General features: G+C 54.6%; 16 protein-coding genes and 1 tRNA gene. 7 read left to right on the forward strand and 10 right to left on the reverse strand.

Features of this window, described 5'->3' with window-relative positions; genetic code table 11:
• Positions 1-292: 292 nt before the first annotated feature.
• On the reverse strand, positions 293-805 hold the full coding sequence (locus IEY52_RS17490; RefSeq protein WP_189004774.1) for a MarR family winged helix-turn-helix transcriptional regulator: 513 nt from the start codon (positions 803-805) through the stop codon (positions 293-295).
• A 10-nt stretch (positions 806-815) separates the two neighbouring features.
• Positions 816-1283, reverse strand: a complete 468-nt coding sequence (locus IEY52_RS17495) for an S-ribosylhomocysteine lyase (protein ID WP_189004775.1) — start codon at positions 1281-1283, stop codon at positions 816-818.
• 128 nt (positions 1284-1411) lie between these two features.
• On the opposite strand from IEY52_RS17495, the gene lspA (IEY52_RS17500) reads away from it, so the two are divergent.
• The 3 genes from lspA (IEY52_RS17500) to IEY52_RS17510 all read left to right on the forward strand — a co-directional run bounded on the left by lspA (IEY52_RS17500) (position 1412) and on the right by IEY52_RS17510 (position 3100).
• On the forward strand, positions 1412-1915 hold the full coding sequence (lspA, locus tag IEY52_RS17500; RefSeq protein ID WP_189004778.1) for a signal peptidase II: 504 nt from the start codon (positions 1412-1414) through the stop codon (positions 1913-1915).
• An 83-nt stretch (positions 1916-1998) separates the two neighbouring features.
• Positions 1999-2499 (forward strand): signal peptidase II, encoded by a 501-nt coding sequence (lspA, locus tag IEY52_RS17505; RefSeq protein WP_189004780.1) that lies wholly within the window; start codon positions 1999-2001, stop codon positions 2497-2499.
• 139 nt (positions 2500-2638) lie between these two features.
• Positions 2639-3100: a hypothetical protein gene (locus IEY52_RS17510; RefSeq protein ID WP_189004782.1), complete on the forward strand. Its 462-nt coding sequence runs from the start codon at positions 2639-2641 to the stop codon at positions 3098-3100.
• A gap of 448 nt (positions 3101-3548) precedes the next feature.
• Here the strand turns inward: IEY52_RS17510 and IEY52_RS17515 are convergent, their stop codons facing one another.
• Complete coding sequence (locus tag IEY52_RS17515) at positions 3549-4280, reverse strand: DUF7873 family protein (protein WP_189004784.1); 732 nt, start codon at positions 4278-4280, stop codon at positions 3549-3551.
• 150 nt (positions 4281-4430) lie between these two features.
• Positions 4431-4652, reverse strand: a complete 222-nt coding sequence (gene rpmB, locus IEY52_RS17520; protein ID WP_189004786.1) for a 50S ribosomal protein L28 — start codon at positions 4650-4652, stop codon at positions 4431-4433.
• Positions 4653-4949: 297 nt separating this feature from the next.
• Between rpmB and IEY52_RS17525 the strand changes: the two genes are divergently transcribed.
• Positions 4950-6365, forward strand: coding sequence for a glycoside hydrolase family 10-like protein (locus IEY52_RS17525; RefSeq protein ID WP_189004788.1), 1416 nt, complete (start codon positions 4950-4952; stop codon positions 6363-6365).
• Positions 6366-6437: 72 nt separating this feature from the next.
• Here IEY52_RS17525 and IEY52_RS17530 read toward each other — a convergent pair whose 3' ends face one another.
• The 3 genes from IEY52_RS17530 to IEY52_RS17540 all read right to left on the reverse strand — a co-directional run bounded on the left by IEY52_RS17530 (position 6438) and on the right by IEY52_RS17540 (position 8871).
• The gene (locus IEY52_RS17530; RefSeq protein ID WP_189004791.1) at positions 6438-7742 is read right to left on the reverse strand and encodes a nitrilase-related carbon-nitrogen hydrolase; all 1305 of its coding nucleotides are present in this window, start codon (positions 7740-7742) and stop codon (positions 6438-6440) included.
• A 136-nt stretch (positions 7743-7878) separates the two neighbouring features.
• Positions 7879-8157 (reverse strand): 30S ribosomal protein S15, encoded by a 279-nt coding sequence (rpsO, locus tag IEY52_RS17535; RefSeq protein ID WP_189004792.1) that lies wholly within the window; start codon positions 8155-8157, stop codon positions 7879-7881.
• Positions 8158-8394: 237 nt separating this feature from the next.
• Positions 8395-8871, reverse strand: a complete 477-nt coding sequence (locus IEY52_RS17540; protein WP_189004793.1) for a dual specificity protein phosphatase family protein — start codon at positions 8869-8871, stop codon at positions 8395-8397.
• 124 nt (positions 8872-8995) lie between these two features.
• On the opposite strand from IEY52_RS17540, the gene IEY52_RS17545 reads away from it, so the two are divergent.
• Positions 8996-9082: transfer RNA gene (locus IEY52_RS17545), tRNA-Leu, on the forward strand.
• 127 nt (positions 9083-9209) lie between these two features.
• Positions 9210-9815 carry a DJ-1/PfpI family protein gene (locus tag IEY52_RS17550; protein WP_189004794.1) on the forward strand — a complete coding sequence of 202 codons (606 nt, stop codon included), beginning with the start codon at positions 9210-9212 and terminating at the stop codon, positions 9813-9815.
• Here IEY52_RS17550 and IEY52_RS17555 read toward each other — a convergent pair.
• Both IEY52_RS17555 and IEY52_RS17560 read right to left on the reverse strand, forming a co-directional pair.
• Entirely contained in the window at positions 9812-11176 is a 1365-nt protein-coding gene (locus IEY52_RS17555) for a M20/M25/M40 family metallo-hydrolase (protein WP_189004795.1), read from the reverse strand. The genes IEY52_RS17550 and IEY52_RS17555 overlap by 4 nt on opposite strands.
• A gap of 49 nt (positions 11177-11225) precedes the next feature.
• The gene (locus IEY52_RS17560) at positions 11226-11939 is read right to left on the reverse strand and encodes a GNAT family N-acetyltransferase (RefSeq protein ID WP_189004796.1); all 714 of its coding nucleotides are present in this window, start codon (positions 11937-11939) and stop codon (positions 11226-11228) included.
• An 82-nt stretch (positions 11940-12021) separates the two neighbouring features.
• Between IEY52_RS17560 and IEY52_RS17565 the strand changes: the two genes are divergently transcribed.
• Positions 12022-12759 carry an SIMPL domain-containing protein gene (locus tag IEY52_RS17565; protein ID WP_189004797.1) on the forward strand — a complete coding sequence of 246 codons (738 nt, stop codon included), beginning with the start codon at positions 12022-12024 and terminating at the stop codon, positions 12757-12759.
• A 144-nt stretch (positions 12760-12903) separates the two neighbouring features.
• Here the strand turns inward: IEY52_RS17565 and IEY52_RS17570 are convergent, their stop codons facing one another.
• Entirely contained in the window at positions 12904-14922 is a 2019-nt protein-coding gene (locus IEY52_RS17570; protein ID WP_189004798.1) for a prolyl oligopeptidase family serine peptidase, read from the reverse strand.
• Between the last annotated feature and the right edge of the window lie 5 nt (positions 14923-14927).

Genomic DNA, 14927 nt, shown 5'->3' on the forward strand with positions numbered 1-14927 from the left:
CGTTCGGTTGTCAAACAACTCCGCCTTCGTTTCTGCGTTTCCGCTTCCTCTCGGGCGAAGAAAAGAATACTACCAATAGGCACTTATGTCAACACTCTCCATACGCCACCCAGACGAACCCTCTAAGCTTTTCGTCCTAGACGGGAAAAAAGCACCTCAAAACGCCCAGACAAAACCCCAGTTGTCTATACGGATTCTGGAGAAAAACCCCCGGCAAAGAAACCAAAAAGCAGAAGGAGGCGAAAGCCTCCTTCTGTGTGCTTGCTGTGAATTTGCTTCCCTTATATATATGTCAGTCGGTTCTGAACTGACCACTTTGCCTGCGAATGGCTTCCAGCACGTCAGAATCTCTGGTGATCTCCCGCAGCAAGTGCGAGAGCTGGCTGTTCATTTCTGCAGGGGACTGGGCCAGGTGCTGGAAAATGCCCTGCAGGTAACGGGTGCGTTCTGCCTGAACTTCCTGCAGCACGGTTTTTCCACGGGAAGTCAGGCTGACCTGGATGCGGCGGGCATCCATGGCATCCCGGTAACGCTCTGCCAGACCCCGATCACACAGGCGGTCCACAGCCTTGGTGGCAGCAGGATAAGAGATGCCCAGCCCTGCCGCAATGTCCCCCACCAGGGCAAATTCCACACTGTCCAGAAACCTCAGGGTGCGAAGCTGGGCTCCGGTCACCTCTTCTTCTTCCCCCAGCACAGTGGCCAGAGGACGGGCAATCAAAACCACCTCTAAAGCAGTCAAAAGCTGCAAGAGGGTCTGGTCCAGTGCCTTGAAGGGGTCGTCGGAGGGAAGTGGGCGTGTCATCTTTGCTGGGTCATCTCTCGATGGTGACGGTCTCCTGAACAATCAGGCCCTGGTCCAGCACTTTCCTGGCCACTTCTCTGGCATGTTGCAGGTCGTGGTCCCGGTAATTGCCGCATTCCAGTTCACTGACGCCAGGAATGGTTTCTCCGTGGGAAGCCACATTCTGCAGGGATTTTTCAAAAGCCAGACGCACCTCTTCAGGAGCAGGCTCAGCAATGACCGCCATGTACATGCCCGTGCGACAGCCCATGGGGGAGACATCCAGCACATCTTGCAGGTGGTCCCTCAGGTAGCCTGCCAGCAGGTGTTCCAGGGTGTGGAGGGTGGCAGAATCAATGGCTTCCTGATTGGGTTGCGTTAAACGCAGGTCATATTTGGTGATGGTGTCCCCTTTCGGGGTGTGTTTCACGCCAGCAATTCGGACATAAGGAGCGCGAACTTTGGTGTGGTCTAAATCGAAGGACTCCACTTTCGCCATGCGTTTAATCTAACATTTTTGTTCTGACGGAAAGTTGCTTTGTACGGAATTGCCAAAAACCCTCTCTGTGCACAGGAACAGGAATCTCCCCTACCTGTTTCATTTTTGGCTCCGTTATACTTCTAGGGATGCCTTTAGCTCTGATTGTCTTCGCTGTGCTGATGGGTCTGGACCAGTGGCTCAAAGCCTGGTCGGTGACCCATCTGCAACCTTACGTGCTGAAACCCCTGATTGAAAATGTGCTGTCCCTGACGCTGGTTTACAATACCGGAGCTGCCTGGGGCATGCTGGGTGGAGCCACCAAAATTCTGGCGGTGCTGCGGATCGTGGTGGGTCTGGGCATTCTGGTGTACCTGTGGCGTGAAAAGCCCAGAGGCATCACCTTCTGGTCTCTGGTTTTGATTTCTGCTGGTGCTGTGGGCAATGCAATTGATGGCATCCGGGCAGGCAAGGTGGTGGACATGTTTTATTCCCACCAGCTGTCCTGGATCACCCAGAAGATCCAGCATCAGGACTTCCCCATCTTCAACATTGCGGATTCCTGCGTGGTGGTCGGAACCATCTTGCTGATTGCCTCCAGCCTGTTCACCAAAAAGCCTGAGCCCAAGAAGCAAAGCACTCCTGAAGCCTGAAGCCTGTTTCAGACCTTTCAAACAGCAGCTGGAGGGAAACCTCCGGTTTTTTTATCTCATTTAAATCTTGGTTACCATGCAGCATGCCGATTGCAATTGTGATCTTTGCTGTGCTTGTTGGTCTGGACCAGTGGCTGAAAGTCTGGTCTCTGGGCCACCTGCAAACCGACACCTATTTGCCTGTCATTCAAAATGTGCTCTCTCTGGTGCTGACCTTCAACACGGGAGCAGCTTGGAACACGTTTGCTGGAGCAACCACCCTGCTTGCTGTTTTGAGGGCAGGGGTTGGACTTGGAATTCTGGTTTACCTCTGGAAACAGAAGCCCAGAGGCCTGGATTTCTGGCCCCTCCTGCTGATCTCTGTGGGGGCCATGGGCAACGCCATCGACATTGCGTGGTATGGCAAGGTCATCGACATGTTTTATTCCCACCAATTGTCCTGGCTGACGCAGAAGATCTACCATCAGGAATTTCCCATCTTCAACATTGCCGATTCCTGTGTGGTGGTCGGGACCATCCTGCTGATTGCTTCCAACCTGTTCAGCAAAAAACCCGAAACCAACAAGCAAGGGCTTCAGGTATGAAGCCTGTTTGTGCCTGCTGCTCAACTCTGGCTGGAGGGAGACCTTCAGCTTTTTGTGTTCATGCCTGAGATGCAGCCCTCTGAAACAGCCGATCCACCTTGCGGTAAATTCTGCGCCAGATGCGAATAATCCTCTCCACATGGATTTCCCGGGGTTTCTGATCAAAAAACACGTCCATGATGGTGCTTCGCATGTACCCATCATCTTTCACAGTGCTGTTGCAGAACAGCAAAATATCATCACACAGGTTGCAAAGGTCCATCAGGCGGGCCTGTTCTTTGCGGTCCAGTTGATCCACCTGGGTGACCAGATGAGAGGCCTCTTCCATGTTCAGGATGAAGATGTCCTCCTCGCTGAAGTCATAAAAGTCCACATCGATGGCCTGAAATTCAAAGATTTTCTGGGTCAGGTGGGAAGCAGAGTGATGCAGCGCCGCATGTTCACTTGCATACAGCAGGATTCTGTTCTGGTCGATGAATTGAAAATTGTCTTTCTATTCTTCATTGAAAAGCACCCCATAACCCTGCTTGCCGAGAGAGATGTACCTGAAAATCCAGCATCCCACAGCTTCCAGAGGGGTTTTTTTGATGGTCATGGTTGATCCTTTCCACATCACAATCAAAAAAGCTGCCCCGAATCGTAGCCTGATTCGGGGCCAAAGTTTGCTGCTCATTTGCGCACGTCAACACGTTTAAACTTCTGGTTCATTCTTGAGGTTGCTGTGCCTTACCGTTAGGCGACCGGCCCAGGATTGGCGGGCCAGATGAGATTTGAACCCATATGCAGCAGGTTTCGACCATCAGCGTTTGATTTGACGTTCAGCAGCGAATGCCAAGTCTGGAGCAAGAGCTTGAACTTGGTTTTGGAGTCGGGTGCGCCTCTGCCTTTGGGCCACCCTGCCATCGTGGCAGGGGCAGGACTCGAACCTGCACTGGACACCACGCTCCGGTCAGACTGAAGCTCAGATTGAGCCTGGTACTCCGGAAAGCATTATAAAGCGCTGCTGAATTTCAGGCATCCACCAAAGGGCCTAGTTCAGCAGCAACAGATCAGCCAAACAGATAATTGAAGAATTTCTCTCCGACTTTCTGCTCTTTTGCTTCTACATTGTTGGCTTCCTCGCGGGCAAACTTCACAGCCTGCTGGAGTTTTTGAATGCGGCCCAGGAGTTCATGCACCCGCTGGGCAGGGAGTGCCCCCGAGAATTTGAGGGTGCGCCAGTAACCCACGGTCACATCTTCGTAGTAGACCTCCACCTGGGCAGGGTGTTTTTCGGTGGCCTCTGCCTTGACGTGGTTGCGGGGGATTTTCTTGGTGCGCACGGTCTGGATGGGTTCGGTGGCGTAGCAGTCCGCACCCGGATCAAAAGACCAGCTTTCTGAGGCGTCCAGAACAGGCAACTTGCGCACAAAGGTGTTCAGATCCACCAGTTGCTTTTCCAGGAACAGCAGGTAGCTGACCGGTACGTCTTTCAAAAGCACCTGCTCACCCACCACCACATCTGCACGGGCCTCGCAGTTGGTCCAGTCTTTGGTGGCGGTCACATCAAAGAGGTTCGAGAGGATGCGGGCGGTGTTCTGCACGATCTCCTCTGCCTTGACCTGCACCCGGGTGGATTCGGGAGGCAGTTGCTCGCCTTCTTCGTCTTTGGGACGGTAGGTGCGGGTGATCCCGGAAAGCAGGGCAGGTTTCTGCAGGGCGTGGTGCGCCTCGGTGAGCTCCTGAAAAGAGCGGCTTTTGACAGATTTTTCCACGGCAATGATTTGGTTGAGTTTTGGCATGTTCCATTTTCCTTTGCTGAATTTTCCATTTCAAGCATAAAAAAAACCGCAGACTTGCACATCTGCGTTTTCATTTATTTCTGGGTAGGCCCAAAAGTTTAAGCCTCACTCCAGGGATCTGAAAGTGAGGCTTTTAAGATGACCGCACCCTTAGAGGGTGTGGGCGTTCTTCAGGCACTTGGTGCAGACGCGCAGGCGCAGCACAGCTTCACCGCGACGCAGGGTCACGCGTTGCAGGTTGGGCAACTGACGGGTTTTGGTGATGCCGGTGGTCTTTTTACCTACCCCGCCATCTTTTTTTGCTCTACCGCGACGGATGACACTGTTCACCACGACGGGTCCTTTTCCGCAAAGTTCGCAGACTTTAGACATGTTCGTAAGCCTCCTTGGAGTCCTGAGCTTTTTTGGCCCAGAATAAGCCTTGCAATTATAGCACAGAATCTAGGAAATGGAGGGAAGCCGAGGGCTCTGCGCCCAGAGCCGGGGGCAAGGTGCCCAGGACGGAGGTTTTCTCTGTACAGTCTCAGATTTTCAAACCTCAGAAAGACGTGCTGAACAGTCCTCATGGTCTCAAGCCATCCCATCACAGATGCTTTTTGCTCTCAGGCCTCGGCACAAAAAGTCTTAACCCCACTTTGACCCCTGACCCCTTATACTGACCCAAACGTCATGAAACGCTCTCCTCTCCTGCTGCCTTCCCTGCTGTCCGTCCTGATGTCTACTGCTGCTGCTGCACCACTGCGGGGTTTGTGGGTGGATGCTTTCGGCTCCGGGTTCAAAAACGAAACCGAAATCAAGAAACTGGTGCAGGATGCCCGCACCCTGGGCCTCAATGCCCTGTTTGCACAGGTGGTCCGGCGGGCAGATTGTTACTGCCTGAAAAGCACCTTCCCGGTGACCGAGGACATCAATGTTCCAAAAGGCTTTGATCCTCTGGAGGTGCTGATCCGGGAAGCGCACAGTGCAGGACTGCAGGTGCACGCCTGGGTGATTGTTCATGCCATGACAAGCAGCGAGGTGGCCCTGCCCAGAAATCCGCTGCATCCCATCAATGCCCACGGACTGGATGAATTTGCTGACACCTGGCTGACCTTCAACAATGCAGGGGAAGCCCTGGTCAGCAAGGATTATTATTTTGATCTGGCCCATCCCGGGGTGGTGAAGTTCTTTGCCGATGGCCTGAGGAGCCTGGCCCAGAATTATGCGCTGGACGGCATCATGCTGGACCGCATCCGCTACCCGGACCCGGTGAAGATCAGTGCGCCCATCTGGGGGTACAACCCTTATTCCCTGTCCCGCTATTTCCGGGAAACCGGAGCCACCCGCATTCCCCTTCCGCAGGATCGCAAATGGATGGATTGGCGCAGGGATCAGGTGTCTTTGCTGGTCAAGCACCTGTACCTGGAAGTCAAGAATGCAAAACCCAGCATTTGGTTCAGTGCAGCCACCATCACTTATGGGCCACCCCCAAAGACGCAGGAAGGCTTCAAAACCACCCGCACATATGCAGAAGTGTTGCAAAACTGGCCCCAGTGGCTGAAAGAAGGCTTTCTGGAGCTGAATGTGATGATGAATTACAAGCGCCAGAGCAAAGCCCCCCAGGACCAGTGGTATGCAGGCTGGGTGGATTTTGCAGCAAAGCAGGCAGGGGTGAATGCTTCTGGCATTGCCTGGTACCTGAATGATTTTGCTGGCATTCAGGCCCAGACCCAGAAAGCTGTGAACACACACATGGGCTGGGCAGGTTACTCCTACCGGTTTCCCAACCTGGGGAATTACACCTCCAACCCTACCGTCACCACAGAATATGAAGCCCTGAAAAACCTGTTGCCTTCAGGTGAAGCCTTCGATGGGGCTCCTCTTCCCAGCACTTCTTTAAAAGGCCAGCTGAAAGGGAAAGAGGTTTCTGGGATTGCTGTGGAGCTCTGGAAATCCGGGAAATTGTTGGCCCGCACCGTCACGGATGCCACCGGGTATTTCGGGTTCACCCAGTTGCCTGTGGGCAGTGTGGAACTGCGGGTTCTGAAGGTGCGAAAGACCCTGAATGTGCAAGAACGACGGGTCAATGATGCTGGAGTATATTGACCCTCACCTCGCTTGTTTCACTTTGCTTTCCTCTCCCTGAGGGAGAGGACCGAGCGCAGCTCGTGGTGAGGGTCAGAACCCCAGTCCAATCAGCAAAAGTCCCAGCAGCCCAAACAGCACCTTCCAGCCGGTTCTGGCCCGTCCAAACAGGGTCAGGAGCAGCAGCGCACCTGCAATCCACCAGAAATAACCCAGGGCTCTGGCAGGATTCTGAATGTCCTTGCCGTCTATCACGGCTTGCAGGGCTTCTTCAAAAGGCCGCAACGGGTGAGGAGGCACCGTGCTTTCTGAAAGGGTGAGGTCTGCGTAGATGGCTCCAGACTGGTACTGGTTTTCCATGGGATCTTTTGAACCTGCTTTGAGCTTCTCTCCCAGTTGCCTCAGGGTTTCAGGAGAACCGTCCTCCACCCAGGGCATCAGAGCGAGAAAGCCCGCTCTGGGCTCGGTCATGATGTAAGACTGCTGCTGTTTGAAGGTGTCTGCTTTGCCCACAATGGCACTCTGTCCATCAAAGCTGACCTCAAACAGGTTGCCCACCACCATGGGATTGACCGCATACTGGATCACCTTGCTGTTTTGCACCACGGCCCAGCTGCTGTCCAGCCAGGCTTCGGGCTGGGGTCGCCGGGTGGAGGTGCCGTGTTCGGTGCCAGTCCATTCGGTGGCGTTGGCATCAGGCTGCAGGAAAACGGTGGTTCCAGTGCGTTCCAGCTGCGCAATCACGTCGGGTTTGAAGGCGTCCAGGCTGGTGGCCACCCCAATGTCTCCCACAGGGGTGGGAACGGTGATGAGGTCTTGCAGTTTGCCATCCACCATGCCCAGCGGGTATTCATCTGCAGTGAGGTGCACCTTGTCCCAGGCCCCCAGCACCTTGCCTTCCGGGCTGAGCAAAACCGCCTGATTGTAAAGCTCAGGAGAAGCCATCATGACCCGGTTGTTCTCTTGCTTCAGGTGAACATGCACACTGCTGCCGCACAGCAGATACACCCCATGTTCTTTTGCCAGTTCAGCACAGGTCCTGAGGTACAGCGGCATGTTGTCCGGGGCCAGAGAGAGCATCAGGCCCTGCACGATGTTGACTTTCTGGGTCAGGGCAAAATAGGCGCTTTCCGGGAGGTGTTTGATCAGGCTGGCCACCAGAGCAAGCTGCAAACTGGGGGCTTTCTGGGCCAGCACAGACCCGCGCACAGCCAGGGGCAAACCATTGAGTTCGGTGAGCACCACCAGATTGGGATGCTGGGGATCAAAGTTGGTCCGGGCCAGCACCAGTTGCGAATGCATCCACTTCTGGAAGGTTTCTGCGGACTGGTACACCGGGACATCCCAACTGGGTTGCAGGGCATGAACCCTGAATTCTCTGGCCTGAGCTGTGCCCATGAAAACCCCCAGGGTCAATAAGATTTGAATTGCACGCACACCTTCAACATAACAAAAAACCCACCCCGAAGGGTGGGCAAAGTTTCCAAAGAAACTGAATTTTTAGACTGACTTGACCCGGTTGACTTGACCCGGCTTACTTGACCTGGGTGTGACCGCGGCGGATGCCCAGTTTGTCGGTGAGTTCAATGTAACCATTGAAGTCACTGCGCTCCAGGTAACGCAGCAGGCGGCGGCGCTGGCCGACCATCATCTGCAGGCCGCGCTGGCCGTGCTTGTCTTTCTGGTTGACGTTCAGGTGGCCAGAAAGGTTGTTGATGCGGGCGGTGAGGATGGCGATCTGCACTGCGGTGCTGCCGGTGTCGCCTTCTTTGGTTGCGTACTGCTGGATCACTTCGGTTTTGTTGATGCTCATGGTTGTTTCTCCATATTGTGAAGTCTCGACATGCAAAGCCCGCCAATTGGCACCCTGCAAGCGACAGGAACAAAGGTAACATGAATCCGATGTGCTGTAAAGGGTTCTGTCCGGCAAAACACTTAGACAAAAAACTGTCACCCCCAGGGTACCGGTACCCTTCAAGCAGCGAAAAAGCCCTCCTCAGGGCTTTTTAATTCGTCTCGACAGATTCCCTGATCTGGTGACAGATGTAACTCAGGTGTAACCCAAAGCTTCAGAAAAATGCGTGCCTTGCTGCTGATCGATCAGGCGGATGAGCAACGGATTGGGAGCAGCCTGTTTGCGCACCTTCCTGAGGATCTGCACCAGTTCACGTTCGGGTTTCTGGGGATCCAGCAGGTGCATCACCAGCAAAGCCACCGCAGTGGAACGGCTGGTGCCCACCTGACAGTGCACATGCACCTTGCGAATCCTGGTTTTTTCTTCTTCCAGAAAAGCTTTTACTGCTTCAAGGTGCTGCACAGTGGGTGGGTCACTGCCCGCCAGATTTTCAAAAGTGTCCGAAAATTTCAGAACCATCACTTCTGCATTGCTTTGCAATACTGCTCTGGGGGGCGCATGGTCTGGATCATTGATGGAGATGATGTGGCTCACCCCCCTGAGTTGCAGGTCATGGATGCCTGAAACACTGATCTTTTTTGAAATGGGCAGGGCTGAACGTTTCCAGAACATGGCCTTCCTTGTCCATCAAATGAAGCTGTGATTTTCTGCAATTTCACTGTCATGGTGCAGAAATAACCCGTATTGCTTACAGCTTGACAAAAAAGCAATTTGTACATATCATACTTCTTGCCCTGCCGAGGTGGCGGAATTGGTAGACGCACTACTTTGAGGGGGTAGCGCCCGTTTGGGTGTAGGGGTTCAAGTCCCCTCCTCGGCACCAGAAATTTCAGGCTCCTGCAAAGGGGCCTTTTTCTTTTTATGTTCTTTCAGCAAGCTTTCTCAGACAGAAAGCGGACCGATTCGGCCAAAGCAGCAAAGCCTGAAAAACCAGCACCTACACTGTGTTCATGAAAACCGTGGGCATCTACATTTTTGACGAAGCCGAAGTGATGGATTTCAGCGCCCCCTTCGAGGCTTTCAGTGTAGCCAACCGCCTGAAAAATCGCCTGGGAGAACCTGAACCCTATCAGGTGTTGCTGGTTGCTGAAAAACCCGAAACCATTAAAGCCAGAAACCTCTTTCAGGTGTTGCCTCACTTTGATTTTGCCAACCATCCCAGACTGGATGTGCTGGTTGTGTCTGGTGGGGTGGTCACATCTGAATTGCAAAAACCCAGGGTGATCCAGTGGATCCAGGAGCAACACCAGCACACCGAAACCACGGCTTCCATTTGCACAGGCGCTTTCCTGCTGGCAGAAGCAGGCCTGCTGGACGGTAAACCTGCCACCACCCACTGGGAAGACCTGGCAGATTTGCAGGCCGCTTACCCCCAGGTGCAGGTCCAAGCAGAGGTGAACTTCACCCAGGAAGGCAAGGTGTTCACCTCTGCTGGAGTTTCAGCAGGCATGCTGCTCAGCCTGCACCTGATTGGACTGGACCACGGGATGGATTTTGCTGTTCGGGTGGCAAAACAGATTGAATTTCCTTTTGAACCTCAAAGGGAAACCGCTTAAAGCCGGGCCAGTTCGTCCATCAGTTTCAGGCCAAATTCGATGCCCTTTTCAAAGTGGGCAATCACGATGTTCTCGTTGGGGGCATGCACCCGGGAAGCGTGGTTGCCAATTCCAGCAGCAATCACCGGCAGCCCAATCGCCTCAATAAAAGGATGCATTGGGCCGCTGCCTGCACTGCTGGGGTGCAGCACCGCTTCCTTGCCATGCACCTCTGCAGCCACTTTCAAGGCCAGTTGCACAAAAGGATGGGCCACATCGCTGCGGGCGGGGTGCTCATGGCTTTCCAGCTCAATGACCTCAATGTCTGCCAGATTGTGATGTGCCAGATGGGCTTTTAAAAGTTCCAGCACCCGCTCTGGGGTCTGGTCGGGCACCAGGCGGAAATCGATTTTGGCAAATCCCTCTGCAGGAAGCACCGTCTTGCTGCCTGCCTCGCCGTAACCCCCATGGAAGCCGTTGACATTCAAGCAGGGCTCGAAGACCAGACGCTGGTAGTAACCTGCGCCAGACACCTCTTGCAGAAAGCCTTTGATGCCATAAGCCTGCTGGACAGCTTTGCTTTCATCGGGGATGCGCTGGACCGCGTCAAGATCTGCTGCTGAAGGTGCCCTCACATCGTCATAAAAGCCGTCGATGGTGACTTTGCCGGTTTCATCCCGCAGGCTGGCAATCGCTTTTGAAAGTTTGTAGAGGGGGTTGTCCACCACTGCACCCAGACTGGAGTGCAAATCTGAATCAGAGACTTTTGCCCTCAGTTCCAGGCAGATGATGCCCTTCAGGCCTGCATAAATCACAGGTCTGCCCTGTGGGTCAATGCTGCCAAATTCCCACCAGCACCCATCGGCCCCCAGTTCCTCTGCATGGGCATGCACGAAAGGAGACAGGCTGGGGCTGCCAATTTCCTCTTCGCCTTCCAGAAGCCATTTGATCTTGAGGGGGAGTGTGCCCCCATGCTGGGCTTTCAAGGCCCGCACTGCAGCCAGACGGGAAATGAATTCTCCCTTGTCGTCGCTGATGCCCCGACCATACAGCCGTCCATCCCGCTCGGTGGCTTCAAAAGGAGGGGAATCCCAGAGTTCCAGCGGGGTTTCGGGCTGCACATCGTAATGGTTGTAAATCAGCAGGGTTCTGGGGCCTTCTCCGGCCTCTGCCACCAGAATGGGAGCCACCTCTCCTGGGTAAGACTGCACAGTGAAGCCTTCTGCTTGCAGCAGTTCACCAACATGGTGGGCCGTTTCGGCCAGCATGCGGCCCTGGGCTGAAACGGATTCCAGACGGACCAGATCCGCCAGATCCTGGCGGGCCTGATCGATGAACGGTTGCAGGTCTGGCCTGCTGTCTTGATGGTGTGGGTTTTGCATGGCCGTAGCATAACCCCGTGCAGCAAGCTGCACACATGAGCTAAAAAACCTATGGACGGCAGGCGTGATCGGGTGGTAGCAAATTCACCGGGTTGCTTTTTGCTCTGGCTTTCAGTTCCTCGGTGGCCTGGTCTGCCCGTTCGCTGCCCAGCCAGGGCACCCAGTAGGCATGCATGGTGTCCAGCACCCACTCCAGCGGAAAAACCTCATGCAGATTGGGGGCGTAGATCAGCAGGTCCATGCTGGTGACAGGGCCTCCGTCCGGGCCACCCACAGGCTGGTGGTATTCGATGTCCAGTTGTTTGAACCCCATCTGGGTGAACACCTTGCGCCGCCCGCAGGGATCAAAACCGTAAGCTTTCTCCTGGGCCAGTTCTTCTTCTGTCAGGCGCTCAGGGGCCACAACATCAATGAAAACCGCTCTGGGTGGGGCCTTTGCCACTTCGGTGAGGGTGTCCCAGCGGGCCTGGTGCAGGGCTTTTGCCACCCCTTTGCCACGGGCCTCTGCATCCACGGCCATGATGCTGGAAAAACCAGCGTGCGCTGGCGGCAAGTAATGAAAGACCGATCCTCCCAGCACTTTGTCATCTTCCACGGCCACCAGCAAAACATCGTTGCGGTGGGGACTGGGGTTTTGCATCATCTGTTTGATCACCCACATGGGAATCAGCATGTCCGGGTCAAAGTAAGCTCGGGTTTGCAGTTCACCAAATTCGTCAATTCTCGGATCGTTCCAGTCAGTGATTCTGACAATTTCCAACATGCTCTAAAAGTACCTGAAAGGCTTCAGGAAGATTAAAGGAAAAACCCCAATCGAAGGAGTACCGTAAAGACCAGGTGAACAAATGAAGCAAGATTCCCCACAATTACTGGTCGGTTTACTCTTACTCAGCATTGCCCTGGTCGTGTGTGCTTACATCGGGGTGTCGGGCTTCAGGGACATCAAAAAAGCAGACGACATCATCACGGTGACCGGCTCCACCAAAAAAGACATCACCTCAAATTATGTGATCTGGGATTTTTCAATCAGCAACCAGGGCACGGACCTGCAGGCCCTCTACAGCGAACTGTCCACCAGCATCAAGGCCGTGGACGCTTTCCTGAAAACCCAGAACTTGCCCACCGAAGAACTGGTGCAGGATGCCGTGTCCACCGAACCCACCACCTTCTACAACAAAGATGCCAATGGTCAGGACATCAGCGTTGCCGGGTACATCCTGCACAAACACTACCAGTTGCGCTCTTCTGATGTGAAAAAAATCGTGTCCATCAACCAGGCGGCCAGCAGCCTGATTTCCAGAGGCATTCCTCTGGTCTCCAGTCCTTTGCAGTACCTGTACACGGACCTGCCCACCCTGCGCATGAACCTGCTTGAGGAAGCCACCAAAGATGCCAAAGAGCGGGCCATGGCCATGGTGAAAAGCACCGGGAGCCAGCTTGGGGCCATGAAAAGCGCCCGCATGGGGGTCTTTCAGATCACCCCCCGGTTCACCACCCAGGTGGACGATTACGGTTCTTACGACACCACCAGCCTGGAAAAAGACGTGACTGCAGTGGTCACGGTCAGCTTCGCTGTGCAGTGATTGCAGAGCGGTCAGCAATCAGCCGTCAGTAAAAAGCACAAAAGCACAAAAGCACAAAAGCATTCTGAAACAGACCATTCAAAAAGAAGGAGGGAAGCATCCCTCCTTTTCTCTGCTGGGCAGTTTCAGGTTGTGCAGCAGCAATCACTGCAGTTCTTGCCACAGGAAGCTGTAGACCAGGGCCTGCCAGTGGGCCGTCTGCTGGTTGTTGGCCGAGCCTGCGTGTCCTCCCTCGGTGTTCTCGTAGTACAACACATCATGGCCTGCTTCTTTCAGGCGGGCCACCATCTTGCGGGCATGGGCAGGATGCACCCGGTCATCGCGGGTGGAACTCAGGTAAAAGGTGCGAGGGTAAGGCTGCTCTGCAGCCGTTTTGACGTTGTGGTAGGGACTGTACTGGCTCAGGAAGTTCCAGTCCTCGGTTTCAGGGTCGCCGTATTCTGCCACCCAGCTTGCCCCGGCCAGCAGCTTGTGGTACCTGAACATGTCCGTCAGGGGCACCTCCGACACCACCGCTTTGAAGAGTTCCGGGCGCTGGGTCAGCATCACGCTGGTCAAGAGGCCTCCGTTGCTGCCTCCCCGAATGCCCAGGTGCTCAGGTGAAGTCACTCCACGCCGGATCAGGTCTTCTGCAATGGCAATGAAATCTTCATAGGCTTTCTGGCGGTTTTCCCGCAGGACAGCCTGGTGCCACATGGGGCCATATTCGCTGCCTCCACGGATGTTGGACAGCACATACACTCCGCCTTTGCTGAGCCATCCCAGGCCCAGTCCTGAGCTGTAACTGGGCATCAGGGCGTGTTCAAATCCGCCATAGCCATACAGCAAGGTGGGATGCTGACCCGTAAGGGGCAAGTGGGCTGGAGCCACCTGAAAATAAGGAATCTGGGTGCCATCCTTGCTGGTCGCGAAGTGCTGTTCCACCACCAGACCCTGGGTGTCAAAACGGTGCGGGTTGGATTTCAACACTTCAGCATCCCCCTCCGGGGTCATTCTGAGCAGGGTGGTGGGGGTGAGGAAACCCGTCACGGTCATGAAAAAAGCATCGCTGCTGTCTGGATCCTCTGCCCAGAGGTTGATTCTGGCGAGGGCGGGCACCTCGATCTGCTGTCTGTTCCAGCCTTGCAGGGTTCTGGAGAAAGCATGAACCTCGCTGCGCACATGGTGCAATGCCGTGATCAGGATGTGGGTGCTGGTGGCGGTCAGGCTTTGCAGAGACATGCCTGCAGGTGGAGCAAAAAGCAGATCATAAGCAGGGTCGGGCTGCAGGGCTTCTTGCAAAGGGGTAATGATCAGGCTGCCTGCCGTGAACGTCTGGTCCTGCTGGGTCCAGTCTTCTCGCAACCAGCACACCACCAGGTCATGAAAAAAGATGGACTCTGAACGGGGGGGTTTGTGGATGCGGTGCACCTGATTTTGCCAGTTGATGTGTAGTTCTGCATCAAAAAAGTTCACCAGTTGCCGGATCACCTGGTACTGGTGGCCTCCGGTTTGCTCGGTGTAGGTCCAGATCCCTGCATCGGTGGGCTGGCCAGTGTGCACTGCTGTGGCTTCCTGCAGGGGCTGTCCCCTGTGCCACACTCTGGTGATGTAGGGATACCCGGCCAGGGTTTTTTCCTGTTCATTCAGGGCACAGGTGATCCACAGGGTGTCTCTGTCCTTCCAGCTGGCAGATTGCTTGTTTTCGGGGGCAAAGAAACCTTCTGCAAGAAAAGTTTTGCTTTGCAAATCAAATTCCCGCATCACAGTGGCATCTGCTCCACCCCTGGAAAGAAAGACCAGCGCACGGTCTGGATCATCGGGACAGATCACGCTTTCTTGCCACACCCAGCTTTCCTGTTCCTGATTGGCCAGCACATCCACATCCAGCAACACTTCCCAGTCGGGTTGCTCCTGACGGTAAGACTGTGGGGTGGTTCTGCGCCAGATGCCTCTGGGGTGCTGGGCATCTTTCCAGAAGTTGTAGAACCACCCGTGGTGACAGTTCGGAATGGCAATGTTGTCGTTGCCATTCAAGGCTGTTTCAATCCTCTGCTGCAGGTTTTGAACCTCAGGCTGTTGTTCCAGCCAGGCAAGCTGCTGCCTCTGGGCATTCACCCACTGCTGGGCATTGGGGTCTTCAATCTCTTCCAACCATAGATAAGGATCGTGCAATTCATTCATCAAAA

It is taken from the genome of Deinococcus roseus (assembly GCF_014646895.1).
GTDB lineage: Bacteria > Deinococcota > Deinococci > Deinococcales > Deinococcaceae > Deinococcus_C > Deinococcus_C roseus.